This is a genomic window from Algoriphagus sp., from assembly GCF_030694375.1.
GTDB lineage: Bacteria > Bacteroidota > Bacteroidia > Cytophagales > Cyclobacteriaceae > Algoriphagus.
This window is the reverse complement of the sequence record NZ_JAUXYL010000022.1, coordinates 104,791-121,145: the sequence shown is the minus strand read 5'-3', so window position 1 is coordinate 121,145 and position 16,355 is coordinate 104,791. Positions and strand designations below refer to the sequence as shown.

The window sequence follows — 16,355 nt, the reverse complement described above, 5'->3', positions numbered from 1 at the left end:
TCAGGAATTAAACACAAACTTCGTAAGCTTCATAGATTCAGCGAGTTCTGACTTATTCAATCCTAAAGAATACCCCTCTTTTTCAAGGGTTTCAATCATCACTTCTGTTGCCATATTTCCAACTAATTCGTCTTTGGCCATCGGACATCCTCCAAAACCCTTTAATGCTCCATCAAATCTTTTACATCCACCTTTCAGCCCTGCCAACACTTTCTCCGGGATAGACTCAACCCTGCTGTGAAGATGTGCGCCAAATTCAATTTGTGGAAAAGCCTGAATTTGAACCTCAAAAAGTTTGGTAATCAATTCAGAAGTCGCCACCCCGATCGTATCAGATAAGGAAATGGTCTCAACTTGAAGTTGTGCTAGCATTTCCACAAATTCGGCAACCAATTCTGGTGAGTAAGGATCTCCATATGGATTACCAAAACCCATGCTGAGGTAGACCACCTGCTTTTTCCTTTTTGCTTCGCAAAGATTCTGGATCGCCTCCACCGTTTTCAAAGCCTCCTCTATCGAGGCGTTGGTATTTCGCTGCTGAAAAGTCTCAGATACCGAAAGTGGGAATCCCAAAAAGTCAATTTCCTGAAATTGAAGCGCATCTTCTGCCCCTCTTACGTTCGCTACAATAGCCAAAAGTCTAGACTTCGCATCGTGTAAATCCAGCAATTCCAATACCTCCGCAGTATCCCGCATTTGTGGAATTGCCTTAGGACTGACAAAGCTGCCGAAGTCAATAGTGTCAAAACCCACTTCAAGCAATTGATTAATGTATGCGGCTTTAATAGCAGTATCTATAAATCCCGGAATTCCTTGCATTGCATCCCGCGGGCATTCAATCAGTTTAATCATGCCCGAAGATAATTAGAATCAGCAAAAAGGGATTGGGATTGGGAAGAGTGGTTAAAAATGCTTTGTTAATTCAATACTAGGTCAGTCTAAATAAGATTGCAATCACAAGAGAATTCTTTCCACTTTTCTTGATTCCATTTCATCCAACCAGCCAAACAATGCTTCGATAGCTATTTGGGAACCGGACAAACTTCTACATGCCAGCCTTGGCAAAATTCCGGGTGTAAAGGAAGGAATAGAAAACATTACTGTATGCTTTAAGGCTTCCCAAATGGGGATTTATGGGGTTTTTATTCCATAAAACGTGACACAATTCCACTTTGAAGTCTGTCTGACTTCTTCTTAAAGTGAGCCTATCTGTAAAGAAGTGGTGTTTTACCGTCTTAGTTGAAAAATGGTTGACCTATTGCCTATAGAAGTATTAGTACCATCAATTCTTTTACTTAAAAAAACCAAATTATGAAAATCAAATCATCACTTCTTATAGGTACTGCATGTATTGCGGTATTTGCTTGCGAAACTAATAAGTATACAGAGCAAGACAGAATTACTTCAACAAAGAATCTAAATTCATTTGTTGACAGTGTGGAAATGGCTGTAAAGGCTTCTCCAACGCACGATTGGAGTGTTATCGATTCTAGATTTGATAGTCTTGAGTCTAGAGCTGACAAAGTCTACAAAGACCTGAAAGCTGAAAGCACCGAAGTTGATCTTATTGAGACCCGCTACGATACAGTAATTGAGAATGCTAAGCGTACGGAGGAGAATTTCCAAAAAACGGCTGAGATGCACCTTCAGAATGTAGAAAAGTGGTGGGAAACTACGTCTAAAGAACCTACTGCCAAAAGAGCAATAACAATTGCTAACATCGAATCTACCACAAAAGAAAGTTTGAATTGGTTGGAAAAAAACTTCAATAACCTGAAGGAAGAATCCAGAGAGAAGTATAACAAGTTCATCTCTGAAATGGGTAAAATTTAAATTCAACAATCAATTCAAAGCCCGCCAAAATTATTTGGCGGGCTTTTTTTGTTAAAACACCTCTTTGGCAATCTTGTAAGTAGCTTCTGCCTTACTCATCGTGTAGAAATGAAGCGAAGGCACGCCGGCTGCAATCAGTTCCTTTGACTGCTGAATAGCCCACTCAATCCCTACAGTTTTCACATCAGCATTGGTTTTACATTTTTCAAGCTCATCCATCAATTCATCGGGGAAGTCCAAAAAGAAAGTCCTTGGCAGCATGGTGATTTGTCCCAAAGTCGTGATCGGCTTGATACCCGGAATGATGGGAACATCAATTCCCGCTGCCCGGACTCTTCGTACAAAATCGAAAAACTTTTGATTATCGAAAAACATCTGAGTCACAATGTATTCAGCCCCTTTATCGATTTTTTCTTTTAGGTACTTCAGGTCGAATTTCATACTCGGAGCTTCGAAGTGCTTCTCAGGATACCCTGAAACGCCTACACAAAAGTCAGTATGAAAGCTGTTTTCGGTTTCCTCATGTAGGTAATGTCCATTATTCATGCGTACAATTTGCTCCACCAATTCACTGGCATAATTGTGCCCATTAGGTTCCGCAATAAACCTACCTTCCGATTTTGGTGCATCACCCCGGAGTGCAAGGACATTTTCCACACCTATAAAATTGAGATCAATCAGGGCGTTTTCCGTCTCTTCCTTGGAAAATCCTCCACAGAGAATATGAGGAACCGCATCGACTTGAAAGCGGTTCATGATCGCTGCACAAATACCTACGGTACCGGGGCGCTTTTTGGTACTTACCTTCTCCAAAAGTCCATTTGGATGCTTTTTGTAAATAAACTCTTCCCGATGGTAAGTCACATCCACAAAAGGTGGCTTGAATTCCATTAATGGTTCAATTCCTTCAAGGAGTTCTTTCAGGCTTTGCCCCTTCAATGGAGGCAGAATCTCAAATGAAAAAAGCGTGGAAGTGGTATTTTTTAAATGTTCTGTTATTTTCATTGAATAGAAATTGCTAATGTTTGAATAGGTGAATAGGCCAAATTTGGAGATAATAAGCGCTCTGCTTGCTTTATGGTTATGCCCTTTCGTCGGGCATAGCTGGCCACCTGATCTTCTCCGATTTTGCCCAAACCGAAGTATTTACTTTCAGGATGTCCAAAATAAAATCCGGAAACTGAGCTAGTCGGATACATTGCAAAGCTGGAGGTCAATGTGATTCCAATGGCATTTTCCAAATCTAATAGTTGAGATATCGTACTCTTTTCGGAATGCTCCGGACAAGCCGCATAGCCCGGGGCCGGACGGATTCCGGGGTATTCTTCACGAATCAAAGAATCATTATCCAAGCTTTCCGATGTGGAATAGCCCCAATAATCTTTCCTGACCTGCTCATGTACATATTCTGCGGCAGCTTCTGCCAATCTATCCGCCAAAGCCTTAAACAAGATATCGTTGTAATCATCCCCTGCAGCCTGAAACTCTGCGAGCTTGCTTTCCATTCCAAGCCCTGAAGTCACGGCAAAACAGCCCAGATAATCGGTTTTTTCAGGGTGAATATAGTCTGCGAGTGATCGGTTGGGAACACCCCTGCCCTTTTTGCCTTGTTGCCTCAAGAAGTGAAGTTTTGCGATTTCTTTTTTGCTGTCATTTGGATCCAAAATTACCGCATCATCTTCGAGTCGATTCACCGGGAATAGTCCAAAAACCGCTTTTGCAGTAAGCCACTTTTCTACAATCAACTTATCCAGCATTTCCTGCGCATCAGCAAAGAGTTTCTTCGCTTCATGTCCTACAATGGGATCTTCAAGGATTTTCGGGTATTTGCCACTAAGCATCCAAGTGCTAAAGAACGGAGTCCAGTCGATGTATTTTCTCAAAACAGAAAGATCCAAATCCTCCAGAATTGTTTTGCCAAGTACCTTAGGCTTTACCGGCTCAAACGCAGTCCAATCAATTCCTACTGGATTAGACTTGGCCTCTTCATAGCTCACCAATTGCTTAATCAATTGCTTCGCCTCATGTTCTTCACGGAGTTGTTTATACGTTTCTTTGATTTGCAATTGATAAGCTTCTTTGGTCTCCTCAGATATAGCTTCACCTGCAATCGGCACGGACTTACTTGCATCTGTCACGTGAATGACAATTCCTGAATACATCGGATCAATTTTCACTGCCGTGTGAATTCTGGAAGTGGTAGCACCACCGATCAACAAGGGAATCTTCAAGCCCTGACGCTCCATTTCAGAAGCGACATTGACCATCTCATCCAAAGATGGAGTGATCAGACCACTCAATCCGATGATATCTACCTTATTTTTAATAGCCTGATCGATGATTTTCTGAGCATCAACCATCACACCCAAATCAATAATTTGGTAACTATTGCAGGCCAAAACGACGCCTACGATATTTTTTCCGATATCGTGCACATCACCTTTGACAGTAGCAAGCAGGATTTTTTTAAGTGAAGAAGCTTCCTGCCCCTCTTCCGGTAGCGGCATAAAGGGCTCCAGATAAGCAACTGCCTTCTTCATTACCCGAGCGGATTTTACTACCTGAGGAAGAAACATTTTACCCTCCCCAAATAGATCCCCGACGACATTCATCCCATCCATCAAGGGACCTTCAATAACTTTTAAGGGATTGACCAATTCCAGGCGCGCGGCTTCGGTGTCCTCCACAATAAAGTCCAAAATCCCTTTAACAAGGGCATGCTCAATCCGCTTACCTACAGGATCTGAACGCCAAGCTTCGTTGACTACTTCCTTTTTGTCTGCTGCTTTAACAGTTTCAGCAAAATCCAATAATCGCTCGGTCGCATCTTCCTTTCGGTCAAAAAGCACATCTTCAACTCGATCCAGTAAGTCTTTCGGAATATCATCATAAACTTCAAGCATGGTCGGATTGACAATTCCCATGCTCATGCCATGATGGATCGCATGGTAAAGAAATGCCGCATGCATAGCCTCTCGGACACGGTCATTCCCTCGAAAAGAAAATGAAACGTTACTCACTCCCCCACTGACTTTGGCTCCCGGCAGGTTTTCTTTGATCCATTTTGTGGCAAGGAAAAAATCAAGCGCATTTTTTCTGTGCTCTTCCATACCCGTCGCTACAGGAAAAATATTTGGATCGAATATGATGTCCTGACGATTGAATTTGACCTGATCGACCAGAATACGGTAGCTTCGCTCACAGATTTGAATTCTCCGCTCATAGGTATCCGCCTGGCCTTTTTCATCGAAGGCCATCACGACTACAGCCGCTCCGAACTTCTTGATCGTTTTGGCCTGTTGGATAAACTCTGCTTCTCCATTTTTCAAGGAAATCGAATTGACAATACCTTTTCCTTGTACACACTTTAATCCCGCCAGAATGATACTCCACTTGGAGCTGTCAATCATGATCGGAATACGGCTGATTTCAGGTTCGGAAGCAATCAAATTCAGGAATTTGACCATGGCAAACTCCCCATCCAACATGCCCTCATCCATGCACACATCGAGGACTTGCGCTCCACCTCTCACTTGATCCAGTGCAATATCCAGTGCTTCGTCATATTTTCCGTTGAGAATGAGACGGGCAAATTTCTTCGAACCGGTAATATTGGTCCGTTCACCAATATTGACAAAATTGATATTTGGTGTAAAAACCAAAGGCTCCAGGCCTGAGAGTTTCATGTAGTCTTTGTTAAACATTGCTCTCCTCCTCCTCTGTAACTTCTTCAAATTTTCTAGGCTGAAACTGTGCAGCCATGTCTGCCAAGGCTCGGATATGCTCAGGAGTAGTACCACAGCATCCGCCAAGGATATTCAACATACCTTCCTTTAAGAAGTCTCGTACTTGATCCGCCATTTCATTGGCCCCTTGATCGTAGGCACCAAACTCATTCGGTAAGCCTGCATTGGGATAGGCAGAAACATAAAAAGGGGCATTTTGAGCTAATACTTTCAAGTACGGCCTAAGCTCTTTTGCTCCAAGGGCGCAATTCAAACCGACTGATAACAAAGGTACGTGAGAGACTGAAATCAAGAATGCTTCGGTAGTCTGACCGGAAAGCGTTCGGCCGGAAGCATCGGTGATTGTACCCGAAATCATAATCGGAATCCCTCCATCTTTTGGATCGAGCGGAATATTTCGTTTTTCATAAACTTCCTGAATCGCATACAAGGCCGCTTTTGCATTGAGTGTATCAAAAATCGTCTCAACCAAAATAATGTCTGAACCCCCGTCTAATAAGCCATTTACCTGCTCAGCATAGGCTTCTGCCAATTGATCAAAAGTAATCGCCCGATAGCCGGGATCATTTACATCAGGAGAAAGGGAAGCAGTTCTATTTGTTGGCCCTATTGCACCTGCTACGAAGCGCGGTTTATTGGGCTCTTTGGCTGAAAATTCGTCTGCTACTTCACGCGCGAGTTTTGCTGATTCAAAATTAATTGCATAAGCCAAATGCGAAAGTTCATAGTCAGCTTGCGCAATGGTAGTGCCCGAAAAGGTGTTGGTCTCAATTATATCTGCCCCGGCCTCCAAATATTCCCTGTGAATTTGGCGGATGATATCCGGACGGCTCAAGGACAATAAATCATTGTTGCCTTTAAGTGATTTAGGATGATTCGCCAATTCAGGGGTTCTGAAATCCTCCTCGTCTAGTTTGTATCGCTGAATCATGGTCCCCATAGCTCCATCCAGGATCAGGATTCGATTTTGAATCACTTGCAATAGGGTATCTGTTCTGTTTTGCATCGTTCGAATAATTAAATCAAAAAGCTTATCGAGCAAAACACGGAGAAAAGTTACAGGTAACTTGTCCGCTCATCTTTTCCCGATTAATCGGAATGGGAGTTAGCACCTTGTTTACAGGTTGCTAAGACGTCATAGGGCCCTTCCCTCAGTCTTTCTCGATAAGCACTTCAAAGGTAATAGCATTTCATCAAAAAAGTTTAAGAATAATTCAGAATTCAGGTGATTTATTGATCTATTGTTAAAAAAAGCTTAATCAAGGCCGAACTCCTACCGTCAATCCCAGCATTGGTCCGGAGAGATATTTAGCCATACTCAACTCACCCAGTCTATAATTTCCCAAAGCAAGTTCGTATCCTGCTGATGCACTCACCACGATATCAAAAAGATTTCTATTGGTCATGGGAATACCATATTCGAACAAAAGTTCGGGTTTAGCCATCATTCCTGAATTTTTCAGATATCCGTCAAAATACCTTTGTTCGAAAAGTTCGGGAAAATCAGGTTTGTCATTCTGACTAAGTGTATATCGGATATTACCAAAGCCTATACCTCCCATTGCCCCTATTGCAAAATTCTTGAGCTGAAAAAACTTAATCCCTGCATTGCCATAGATTCTAAGACTATTTAAGCTTTGATCCTGAGTATTTGAGGCCTTACCTTTCAAGGCTGAATTAAATACATCAACGCCATACAAAAACCCGTCAGTTTCACCCAAGATTCTTACTCCTATATTAGTTGGAGTTCCTTCAAAGGGCGTATATCCATTTTTCTCAAGCTCGGAATTCAATACGTCTGGTTTATTGAAATGAAACCCTCGATACATGGAAATCCCAACAGAAGCATCTTTGTAGAAAAAATTACGATCTGGCAACGATATCCCCGCACCAATTCTTAAAAATGCACCAGATTGAGTATTTCCAAAAGCCATTCCGTTCATTTCCCATTTGCCTTCAAATGGGCTAAATGAATATCCAACTTTTGCCAAAAGCTCAAGTGCTTCCTTTCTTCCTGGTAGGTCGAAGTCGTAACTCAATTGAAAGCCGATCTCCGTCAAAAAATCCCCGAAGTACTGTGTCCCCTTCTGTATATCATTTTCACGAAGTATAAAACCCTCTCTTGGATCAAGAAGAAAAAATTCAAGATTTTGGGTGGACTTGGCAGGCAACATTTCAAAATTCAAATACCCGACACCCAAGGACATATAATGGATCAATTGGAACTTACCTTCTTCGGTCAAAGAATAGCCGACATTAATGAGCGCTCTTGAAGCACGAAACCTTATTTCAAAATCATCAAAATCACTGGCTCTACTTTGATGCTGTGAAAGCTCAAATCCCACAAAAAAATCATTTATTCTTGCCTGATATCCAAGTCCATAGGTTCGGTATCTATTTCTCAATGGAGATAATCCCCTCTCGGACAGCATTTCATTAAACTGTCGAAGATTGGCACCAGAAACTCCCGTGAATCCATAAAAGGATGAACGCTTGTTGACCAACTCTTGGCCATGAATCGAAACAGAAAGCGATAAGAAAAACAGGAAAAGGAAAACCCTTTTAGTAAGTGTCATTTATGCAGATTTGAAAGGAAGTACATGGGTATTGCCTTATTGGCAAAATTAATGCTAAACCTCTCTTCAATCTTGATCTTTTAAGGTGAGATGCTTTAAAATTTTCTCATAGAGAACTTCGGGAGCAAAAGGTTTTGGAATAAAATCATTCATACCGCTGATCCGCATTTCTTCTCTTATCTCATTAAATGAGGAAGCTGTCAAAGCTAAAACAGGAACATTCCGTTTCTGAGGATCGGTGTGATTTCGAATAGCTTTTGCCACTTCAAAACCATCCAATTCCGGCATTTGAAGATCCAGAAGCACCAAATCAAAATCGCCGGAATTGAATTTATCCAAAGCCTCCTGACCGTCGGAGGCGATTACTAAATTTCCAGCATTCCATTTGGTAAGGAATTTACGGATCAGAATTTGATTTACCGCATTATCTTCTGCTACCAGAATCGATGCATTTTGTAGCGATCGGTTTTTTGAAAATAAACTGGATTTTTCCGCTTCCATTTTCTTGAAATCGACAAATTCGAAGGAAATCACGAATTCAAACACACTGCCCCCCCCTATCCTGTTTCTCACCTCAATTTCCCCTCCGTGAAGTTCTACCAAACGCTTGACAATGGCCAAGCCCAAACCAGTACCACCGTATTTTCGACTCGTGGAAGATGAGGCTTGTGTGAATGCTTCAAAAATTGATTTCCTTTTATTTTCAGGAATTCCAATACCGGTATCCTCAAACACAAACTTGATGTCAGTGTAATTTCCTTTCGAAAACTCCTTCAAAATTGAAATTCTCACAAATCCTATTTCGGTAAATTTGATCGCATTGGACACCAGATTATTCACAATCTGACCTATCCGGAGCGAATCACCTATCAATAACTCAGGGATTGCTTCATCAATCTCACAGCTGATTCTAAGCGATTTCTCATTCGCATAGAAGCTGTGTGAATGAACAATTCGGTGGATAATATTTCTCAAGTCAAACTGCGCTTGCTCCAATTCCACCTTGCCTGAATCGATTTTATTATAATCAAGAATGTCATTGATCAAAGCCATCAAATTTTCCGCTGAAAACTGAAGGGTTTTCAAATTCTCCATTTGGTCTGGCCTTGGATTTTCTTCCATAAGAAAATGCGCCAATCCAATTACAGCATTCATTGGTGTCCGAATTTCATGACTCATCACAGATAAAAATTGGGATTTAATCTGTGAAGCTTGTTCTGCCCTTTCTTTGGCAAGAAAAAGTTCCCGTTGCGTCTCCTTAAGCTTGGAGATGTCCCTGGCGACTCCGGTATAATATCGGTGAATACCACTTTTGTCTTCGATGAGCTTCCCATTGGTGCTGAAAACCCGATATTCCCCATTTTTGTGCCTAAGTCTGAACTCAAGGAATTGATTATGAGCTAAAAAGTCATTGCTTTCTTCCAACATTTCCTGAAAAACCCCTAAATCATCTGGGTTTAGAAAATCAAAAATACTTCGACCTATTACCTCCTCTGAATCATAACCTAAAAACTGTTTGACGTTTGGAGAAACATATTGAAGCAAAAATGCCTCGGTAAGCGAGAAAATTATCTCAGTAGACTCCTCTACCAAGCGTCTATATTTCTCCTCCGACTGCTGGAGATCAATTTTAGCTTGATATTCATCTTGAATGTCCCTGACAATACTCAAGGCATATTCAACATTTCCATTCTCTACAATTGGTCGAATTGTTCGATGATAATGCCTCCCCTTCAGCTGAAATTCAGATTCGACGATTTCTTTTTCGAGGTATACTCTGTCAAGAATCGCATTGATCTCCTGATACGGAGTAAGCTGTACATCTTTAAGTTTTTTACCTTCAAAATCATTTCGGTTCAGACCCCATTTTTCAAAATTGGTTCCTTCGGCCAGAATGTAGTTCCGCTCCTTGTCCAGCAGAAAGATGTTTGTTTCCGGTATATTTGATGCCAATACCCGGTATTGTTCATCGCGCTGTGATTTTATTCTTTCCAGATTTTTTCTATCGGAAATATCCTGGAAAAGGCCCTCATGAAGAATAATCTTGCCTGAATCGGAAATAACATCTCTTGTACTGTCTTCTACCCAAACATATTCTCCATTTAAGGTTTTGACTCGATATTCTCCTGAAAACGCGGGTATACCATCTTTTCGGAGTTTATCCTTGGAATTAGTAAGAATTTTCTCAGAATCTTCCGGATGCAACAAATCCAAAAACGAAGTTTCTTTTTCCATTAAAAATGCAGCGTCATACCCAAATCGGCTGATATTTTCAGAGATATAGTGAATTTTAAATCGTTCATTAGGGTCCACTCTAAAAAGTACTGCTGGGCTATTTTCCACTATCATCTGAGCCCTTTTGGCAATTTGCTCTGATTTGTGTTTTTCTTCTAAACCTCGAAGAATTATAGAATAGCCAATTTTATCCTTTCCTTCTGCATGTATGGCCTGAATGGAAATTTCAAAAGGCGAATAATGTGTATGCTGAGTATGAATGAAGCGCTCGGATTTCCAAACTTCACCTACTTGAAGGACTGCGGCGATTTGATCAATTTTTTCACCTAATTCCCAGTGAATCGTGACAAGATCACTGAATTTTCCTTCATAATCCCTTGCAGTATTTGGACAACACAATTGGACAGCGGCTTCATTAAGGTAAATGACTTCCAATTCTAGATTTGTCACAAGAATCGGGTCACTTACCTGAGCAAGGATTTGAGATTGAAGGCGAAGGTAACTTTCTGAGGCTCTTTTATGGGAAATGTCCGTGCAAAACCCATAGACTTCCAATCCCTGAGTCAAGAATTCCTGTTTCCCTTCAATTTCATAACTGACAAAGCGAACCTTTCCCAAAGAATCGGAAATTGAAAACTCACCGGAGGTTCGAGCCTTCTCTTGACTGGCCTTCCTCAAATTTTTGATGAATTCAGCTCTTGAAGGCTTGTCAATTTTAAAAATCAGGGAGGAAAATTCCGCTGTAACGGGCTTAGAACCCAGCCCAAATAAACTGGCGAATCCTCCGGAACAGTAAAACAGGTTTTTATAGGAACTATATCTCCAGGAACCCGACTTTGAAAGCATTTCAGTCTGGGTGAGCAGGTTTTCATTCCGCTCAATTTTCCGATTCATTAGACTTCCTAAGTATGCCCCTGCCATGACATCCCCCAATTGTCTTAAGATCTGAATCTCCTTTTCATCAAAAGAAAAACCTGAACTCTTAGATTCAAAACGGATGACCCCAAGTAGTTTAATCCCTGAGATCATAGGAATAATTATATTCCAGGTATTCAGGCCTCTTAAAGCATTCGATTGATCTTCAAAGCCGCTTACCAATCTGACTTTGCCTTTTTCCAAAAATGACTGGTTTTCAAAAATCAATCTCAGCTCATCCTTGGAAGGCGGACTTTGTCTATCCCCATCTTTATTGAAAGACCAGGAACTCAAAGTCTCCAATTCGGCGGTATCCCTGTTAAAGACCAAAATATCAGCGCTACTAGCTTCAAAAAATTCTCCAAATCTGGAAATTCCTACATAAAACTCAGACTCCAATTCCTGAAAACTTCCTCCAATCAACTTAGAAGACATCTGCATGATCAGATTCTCAATATCATATCTTCTTTGGAGAGATTTTTCGGCAAGAACATACTCTGTGACATCTCTGGAGCTGAAAATTATGCCTTGAATCTGGGGATGATTGAGCAGGTTTTTGGCGAAACTCTCCAAATAAATACGCTTCCCATCACGCAACTTCACCCAAAAATCTATCGCAACCTCCTCCTCAGAGTTGAGCACTTGGGAAAAATCTCCTTTTATAATTTCAATTAAACCCGTAGAAGAAAATTCGCGAAAATTTCTTCCTAGAATTTCAGAGGTGGAAAATCCGAGTTTTTGTGAAACCGAGTCACTGATAAACTTATAATTTCCCTCCCGATCAAGAATTGCAATTAAATCATGACTGTTATTTAAAACACTCTGTATGTATCGAAGCTCGTCTGTAATTGATCCGCCATTTTTGAAAATCAAATTAGATTGATCAAAAGCCTCGGTTTTGATTTGATTACCTTTTGCAATCAAGAATCGGGAATTATAACTAGAGGGCAAATTGATAAAAACCCACTCAAATCGCTCGACACTTCGGTCTTTAGCAATCAACTGCTTTATCAGTCGGGTAGTGGGCAATTCCCCATGTTGAAAGAAATTATCCAGTTCACTAATCAATCCAGATTGATCTATAAAAGCCTTCCAATCATCAGAAATAGGGATGAAAGTTTTCTCAAAGTATTCATTGAAGAAGATTATCTCTTCTGAATCCATCAAAAACAGCGGTTCTTGAATTTCATTTAAAAAATCAGATATGTCAAACTGCTGGAACTTGTTCATGAATCTTTTAATGGTGTTTCGGCGAGTTGATTAGAGCCTCACCAAAAATTAAGGTAATATTTAAAAAGAAAACTTTAAACACAAACCAAAAATGTCTTTATTTTAAAGTTTAGGAAAGATATTCAACACGATTAAATTAACGACAAGCTAAAGAAATACTTTATTCGATAGAAACATTGCTTGAGCAGAACAGCCTCACTACCCAAAAATTCATTAAACCTCAAATCAATTACATTGCTATGATTATCTCAACTACTCCTTCCTTGGAAGGCTACCAAATCGATCAGTACCTTGGAATTGTCTCCGGCGAAACCATCATTGGCGCAAATATTTTCAAGGACTTCTTTGCCAGTATTACCGATATTGTCGGTGGTAGGTCATCGGCCTATGAGCAAGTCCTAAGGGAGGCAAAAGCTACTGCCATCACTGAGATGGAACTTCAAGCCAGACAATTTGGTGCCAATGCTATTGTTGGAATTGACTTGGATTATGAAACAATAAGAGACGGGATGCTGATGGTCACCGTCAGTGGTACTGCCGTAAAAACAACAAAACTTTAATTTGTAAAGACCTGAGCACTCAGGTCTTTTTTATTTGTTCCATTATTTTCTTTGCGTCAGTATTTTTGCAAAAATGGTTATCCACAATCACCACAGGAGCGGATTTGCACAGGTCCATGCACTTGGTTTGAAAAAATTTACAATGTCCTTTTAGCGTGCCTACCGTGGCAGCCTCCTTCAACTCCTTACGGATTTTTTTCGAGCCGGCTTTTTTGCAATCCGATCCCCCGCATATAAAAACCAATTTTCGATTGTATCGCATCACATTGCTGATATAGCCTGCATCATCAATCCACAAAGGTAAGCACCATAAGTTCCTAATGCATAACCTAACACTGCCAAAAGCACTCCCACAGGAGCCAAAGAAGGATCAAAAGCAGATGCAACAATCGGTGCTGATGCCGCCCCACCCACATTAGCTTGAGACCCTACCGCAACATAAAAAAATGGAGCTTTGATTACAAAAGCCACAATAGACATGATTAGGATATGGAACATCATCCAAATGATGCCTATTAAGAAGAAAATTGGATTATCCAATATTGCTCCCAAATCCATCTGCATCCCAATAGTAGCCACCAAAACATACAGTAATACACTACCCATTCGTGATGCTCCTGCTCCTTCCAAATTTCGTGCTTTAGTAAATGAGAGCAAAAGCCCGGCAGTAGTGGCAATCACCACAATCCAAAAAAATGCAGAATTCAGGGAATATTGATTAAGCTCTGGATAATTTAGATCAAACCAAGGCGCCAAAAAGTCTGCACAGAGATGTGAAAAACCTGTGACTCCGAATCCAAAGCCCAAAATCAACATGGTTTCGCCAAGGCTTGGGATCTTCATGATTCCTTCTCGATGCTTGGCGATACGATCTCTTAATTCATAAATAGCCGAAGTATCGGATTTGAGTAGCTTATCCAATATTTCCGGTTTGGCAGCCCAATACAATAAAAACGCCATCCAAAGATTTGCTACCAAAACATCCACTGCAATCATCTGCCCAAAAAGGGTTGGACTAGCTCCAAACACTTCAAGCATGGCGGTCTGATTAGCCCCCCCTCCGATCCAGCTTCCCGAGATCGTTGATAACCCGCGCCAGATTTCATCCGGTCCGGTACCGGAGTAAATATCCGGAAACATCAGCCCCACTGTCAATAAAGCTAAAGGTCCACCTAAAACAATCCCTACTGTTCCTGCCAAAAACATCGTTAAGGCTTTAGGTCCAAGTTTGAGAATTCCCTTCAGATCAATACTGATCGTGAAAAGAACCAAAGATGCAGGCAATAAATACCTTGAAGCGACCTTGTATAAGCCTGAAGATTCCCCCGAAATCAATCCTAATGAATTGAAAACAGCCGGGATAAAGTAGCATAATAAAACCGTGGGTATATAGGTATAAAACTTAACCCAAAGTGGTCTTTTGCTGGCAGATGTCGCAAAAACAAAAGCCAAAGTTGCCATGAGCAAGCCAAAAACTACCGCGTCATTACTGATCAAAGGGGTACTTTCTTCCATTTTCGGAATTCATTAATTCAATGCAACAATACAACCAAATGGCTAAAAAGACCAATCCTCACCTTCCTGCCGAATGAAGCAAGTGAATCAGTTCACTCAATATCATAGCAGTAGCGCCCCAAACTACCTCTCCGTCAATTTCAAAATATGGCGTGTCAAGTTTCAGGTTTTGACCCAAGTCCAGAATTTTTTGTTTTCTTATTTCCGGTTTCAGTAGTTGGGATAACTCTGCTTGTATAATTCTTGAAACTTCTTTTTCCTCTGGTACCAAATCAGGGCGTTTTTCCAAAAAACCAATTACAGGAGTCACTAAAAAATTGCTGGTCGGGATGAAAAGTTCACTGAGACAGCCCATAATCTGGACCTGACTTCGATCTATCCCTACTTCTTCCTCAGCTTCTCTGAGGGCTGTTTCAATTATATTTGCATCACTGATTTCCATTTTTCCACCGGGAAAGGCCACTTGACCACTATGAAATCCAGCATACTCAGGACGCTTAATCAATGGAAAAAAAGCACTTTCACTTTCGGGATAAAACAAAATTAACACGCCACTTTTCCGATGATTTTCCGGTAAATCAATCTCAAATCGCCTCATATCTATCGGCACAGGAGACATTTTGATTTGAGCTTGCTTTCCCGGAAGTGGAGCCTTGAGCGCACTTTCTAGCTGCAAAATAAATTTCTCAAAATTCATTTTAGGTCAAATCCACTGACTTCAACTTCAAATTCAAGTAGGACTCTTGCTGGTACTCCTGCACAAGCTCATTCAATTTAAATTGACTGAAACTGTGATTTTCGATGTTAATTACCCAGATCATTGGTCGAAAACCATCTTCTTCCTGAAAAAATCCCATGACCATAAACTCACTGGCACTCAACCATATCCCTTCTTCAAACATTCCTGAAGGCCCCATGAATAACAATCGCTCTTTCATCCCATCCGATCGATACCAAATGACTTCGGAATCTGGATTTAAAAAAGGTTTATCGAGGCTTTCCTGCGCCTCAACTTTGTAGGAATAAATATCAATAGTCCCATTTCCTTCAGGATGAGGAAGTTGATAAGGGAATAAGGGGTCCTCAGATAAAATCGGATTTTTCTCCGGCATCTCCATCGGGTCAATCGAATCTGAAAAAACCAACTCAAAATCGCTTGCATCAAAATTCCCGGTTTTTACTGCCCAATGCTTTTGCCAAGCTGACTTTTGTGCCAAGCCCAAATTGATTTGATTGCGTAAAACTTCCAATTTTTCGGCATCGGGTTTCAGCTCATTGGAAATCTCACCTTTTTTTGAATCACCGGACTCACAGCCGATCAAAAAAACAAGAGACAAAATCCAAACCGACAAATAGTGCTTCATGATTCTATTCATAGAGGAAAAATTGAACGTCGAAGCTAAGCGAAGAGTTTGAAAAATCAAATGGAAATCAATCATACGTCCAGAAAGAAAATTCCATGGAAAGCAACATTTACCAAATCAAAATGATTGATTTCAATAATTTTAGAAACAAAAAAGGCCTGGATAATATCCGGGCCTTTTCCTGCTCTCAAACCTATTAAACCTATTGTAGATATTCAGTTCATGAATACCTTCGAAAAGTATAAAATGTTTTCATTCCCTCCAAACAATCGATTGCGAAAAATTTTCAAAATTTTATTCTGTCTCTGTTTCTAATTTATAAATCACAGAAAATCAGGCTCTTTTTGAAATAGAAATTCAAGAAAAAATCAGAAAAAAGTT

Annotated in this window: 12 protein-coding genes and 1 riboswitch; of the genes, 2 read left to right on the top strand and 10 right to left on the bottom strand. The window is 40.7% G+C overall.

Annotated elements, in window-relative coordinates; all coding sequences use genetic code 11:
• Nucleotides 1–852, bottom strand: a complete 852-nt coding sequence (locus Q8M62_RS07570; protein ID WP_304900992.1) for a hydroxymethylglutaryl-CoA lyase — start codon at nt 850–852, stop codon at nt 1–3.
• A 459-nt stretch (nt 853–1,311) separates the two neighbouring features.
• Here Q8M62_RS07570 and Q8M62_RS07565 point away from each other — a divergent pair, with 459 nt between their 5' ends.
• Nucleotides 1,312–1,833, top strand: coding sequence for a hypothetical protein (locus tag Q8M62_RS07565; protein ID WP_304900993.1), 522 nt, complete (start codon nt 1,312–1,314; stop codon nt 1,831–1,833).
• A 51-nt stretch (nt 1,834–1,884) separates the two neighbouring features.
• On the opposite strand, the gene metF is transcribed toward Q8M62_RS07565, so the two are convergent.
• From metF to Q8M62_RS07540, 5 genes are all read right to left on the bottom strand, one after another.
• Nucleotides 1,885–2,838: a methylenetetrahydrofolate reductase [NAD(P)H] gene (gene metF / locus Q8M62_RS07560; protein WP_304900994.1), complete on the bottom strand. Its 954-nt coding sequence runs from the start codon at nt 2,836–2,838 to the stop codon at nt 1,885–1,887.
• Entirely contained in the window at nt 2,835–5,519 is a 2,685-nt protein-coding gene (gene metH, locus Q8M62_RS07555) for a methionine synthase (RefSeq protein ID WP_304900995.1), read from the bottom strand. The genes metF and metH overlap by 4 nt, the downstream gene beginning before the upstream one ends.
• 10 nt (nt 5,520–5,529) lie before the next feature.
• Nucleotides 5,530–6,585, bottom strand: a complete 1,056-nt coding sequence (locus Q8M62_RS07550; protein WP_304900996.1) for a homocysteine S-methyltransferase family protein — start codon at nt 6,583–6,585, stop codon at nt 5,530–5,532.
• 66 nt (nt 6,586–6,651) lie between these two features.
• A riboswitch (SAM riboswitch) is annotated at nt 6,652–6,750 on the bottom strand.
• An 88-nt stretch (nt 6,751–6,838) separates the two neighbouring features.
• A complete protein-coding gene (locus Q8M62_RS07545; RefSeq protein WP_304900997.1) occupies nt 6,839–8,155 on the bottom strand; it encodes a hypothetical protein in 1,317 nt (438 codons plus the stop codon).
• Between the two features lie 66 nt (nt 8,156–8,221).
• Nucleotides 8,222–12,535 carry a PAS domain S-box protein gene (locus tag Q8M62_RS07540; protein ID WP_304900998.1) on the bottom strand — a complete coding sequence of 1,438 codons (4,314 nt, stop codon included), beginning with the start codon at nt 12,533–12,535 and terminating at the stop codon, nt 8,222–8,224.
• A 239-nt stretch (nt 12,536–12,774) separates the two neighbouring features.
• On the opposite strand from Q8M62_RS07540, the gene Q8M62_RS07535 reads away from it, so the two are divergent.
• Entirely contained in the window at nt 12,775–13,095 is a 321-nt protein-coding gene (locus Q8M62_RS07535; protein ID WP_304900999.1) for a YbjQ family protein, read from the top strand.
• A 19-nt stretch (nt 13,096–13,114) separates the two neighbouring features.
• Here Q8M62_RS07535 and Q8M62_RS07530 read toward each other — a convergent pair whose 3' ends face one another.
• The 4 genes from Q8M62_RS07530 to Q8M62_RS07515 are packed head-to-tail and all read right to left on the bottom strand — an operon-like array spanning nt 13,115 to nt 15,986.
• Complete coding sequence (locus Q8M62_RS07530) at nt 13,115–13,357, bottom strand: (2Fe-2S) ferredoxin domain-containing protein (protein WP_092729501.1); 243 nt, start codon at nt 13,355–13,357, stop codon at nt 13,115–13,117.
• The gene (locus Q8M62_RS07525) at nt 13,357–14,610 is read right to left on the bottom strand and encodes a DUF819 domain-containing protein (protein ID WP_304901000.1); all 1,254 of its coding nucleotides are present in this window, start codon (nt 14,608–14,610) and stop codon (nt 13,357–13,359) included. The genes Q8M62_RS07530 and Q8M62_RS07525 overlap by 1 nt, the downstream gene beginning before the upstream one ends.
• Before the next feature lie 58 nt (nt 14,611–14,668).
• Entirely contained in the window at nt 14,669–15,307 is a 639-nt protein-coding gene (locus Q8M62_RS07520) for a CoA pyrophosphatase (RefSeq protein ID WP_304901001.1), read from the bottom strand.
• A gap of 1 nt (nt 15,308) precedes the next feature.
• Nucleotides 15,309–15,986, bottom strand: coding sequence for a bifunctional isocitrate dehydrogenase kinase/phosphatase (locus tag Q8M62_RS07515; RefSeq protein WP_304901002.1), 678 nt, complete (start codon nt 15,984–15,986; stop codon nt 15,309–15,311).
• Nucleotides 15,987–16,355: the final 369 nt, after the last annotated feature.

What these genes read in the sequence shown, in the direction of transcription:
- Q8M62_RS07520 (WP_304901001.1), bottom strand. Translation starts at nt 15,307, where the DNA reads ATGAATTTTGAGAAATTTATTTTGCAGCTAGAAAGTGCGCTCAAGGCT.
- Q8M62_RS07550 (WP_304900996.1), bottom strand. Translation starts at nt 6,585, where the DNA reads ATGCAAAACAGAACAGATACCCTATTGCAAGTGATTCAAAATCGAATC.
- Q8M62_RS07535 (WP_304900999.1), top strand. Translation starts at nt 12,775, where the DNA reads ATGATTATCTCAACTACTCCTTCCTTGGAAGGCTACCAAATCGATCAG.
- Q8M62_RS07540 (WP_304900998.1), bottom strand. Translation starts at nt 12,535, where the DNA reads ATGAACAAGTTCCAGCAGTTTGACATATCTGATTTTTTAAATGAAATT.
- Q8M62_RS07515 (WP_304901002.1), bottom strand. Translation starts at nt 15,986, where the DNA reads ATGAATAGAATCATGAAGCACTATTTGTCGGTTTGGATTTTGTCTCTT.
- Q8M62_RS07530 (WP_092729501.1), bottom strand. Translation starts at nt 13,357, where the DNA reads ATGCGATACAATCGAAAATTGGTTTTTATATGCGGGGGATCGGATTGC.
- Q8M62_RS07570 (WP_304900992.1), bottom strand. Translation starts at nt 852, where the DNA reads ATGATTAAACTGATTGAATGCCCGCGGGATGCAATGCAAGGAATTCCG.
- Q8M62_RS07545 (WP_304900997.1), bottom strand. Translation starts at nt 8,155, where the DNA reads ATGACACTTACTAAAAGGGTTTTCCTTTTCCTGTTTTTCTTATCGCTT.
- Q8M62_RS07525 (WP_304901000.1), bottom strand. Translation starts at nt 14,610, where the DNA reads ATGGAAGAAAGTACCCCTTTGATCAGTAATGACGCGGTAGTTTTTGGC.
- metH (WP_304900995.1), bottom strand. Translation starts at nt 5,519, where the DNA reads ATGAAACTCTCAGGCCTGGAGCCTTTGGTTTTTACACCAAATATCAAT.
- Q8M62_RS07565 (WP_304900993.1), top strand. Translation starts at nt 1,312, where the DNA reads ATGAAAATCAAATCATCACTTCTTATAGGTACTGCATGTATTGCGGTA.
- metF (WP_304900994.1), bottom strand. Translation starts at nt 2,838, where the DNA reads ATGAAAATAACAGAACATTTAAAAAATACCACTTCCACGCTTTTTTCA.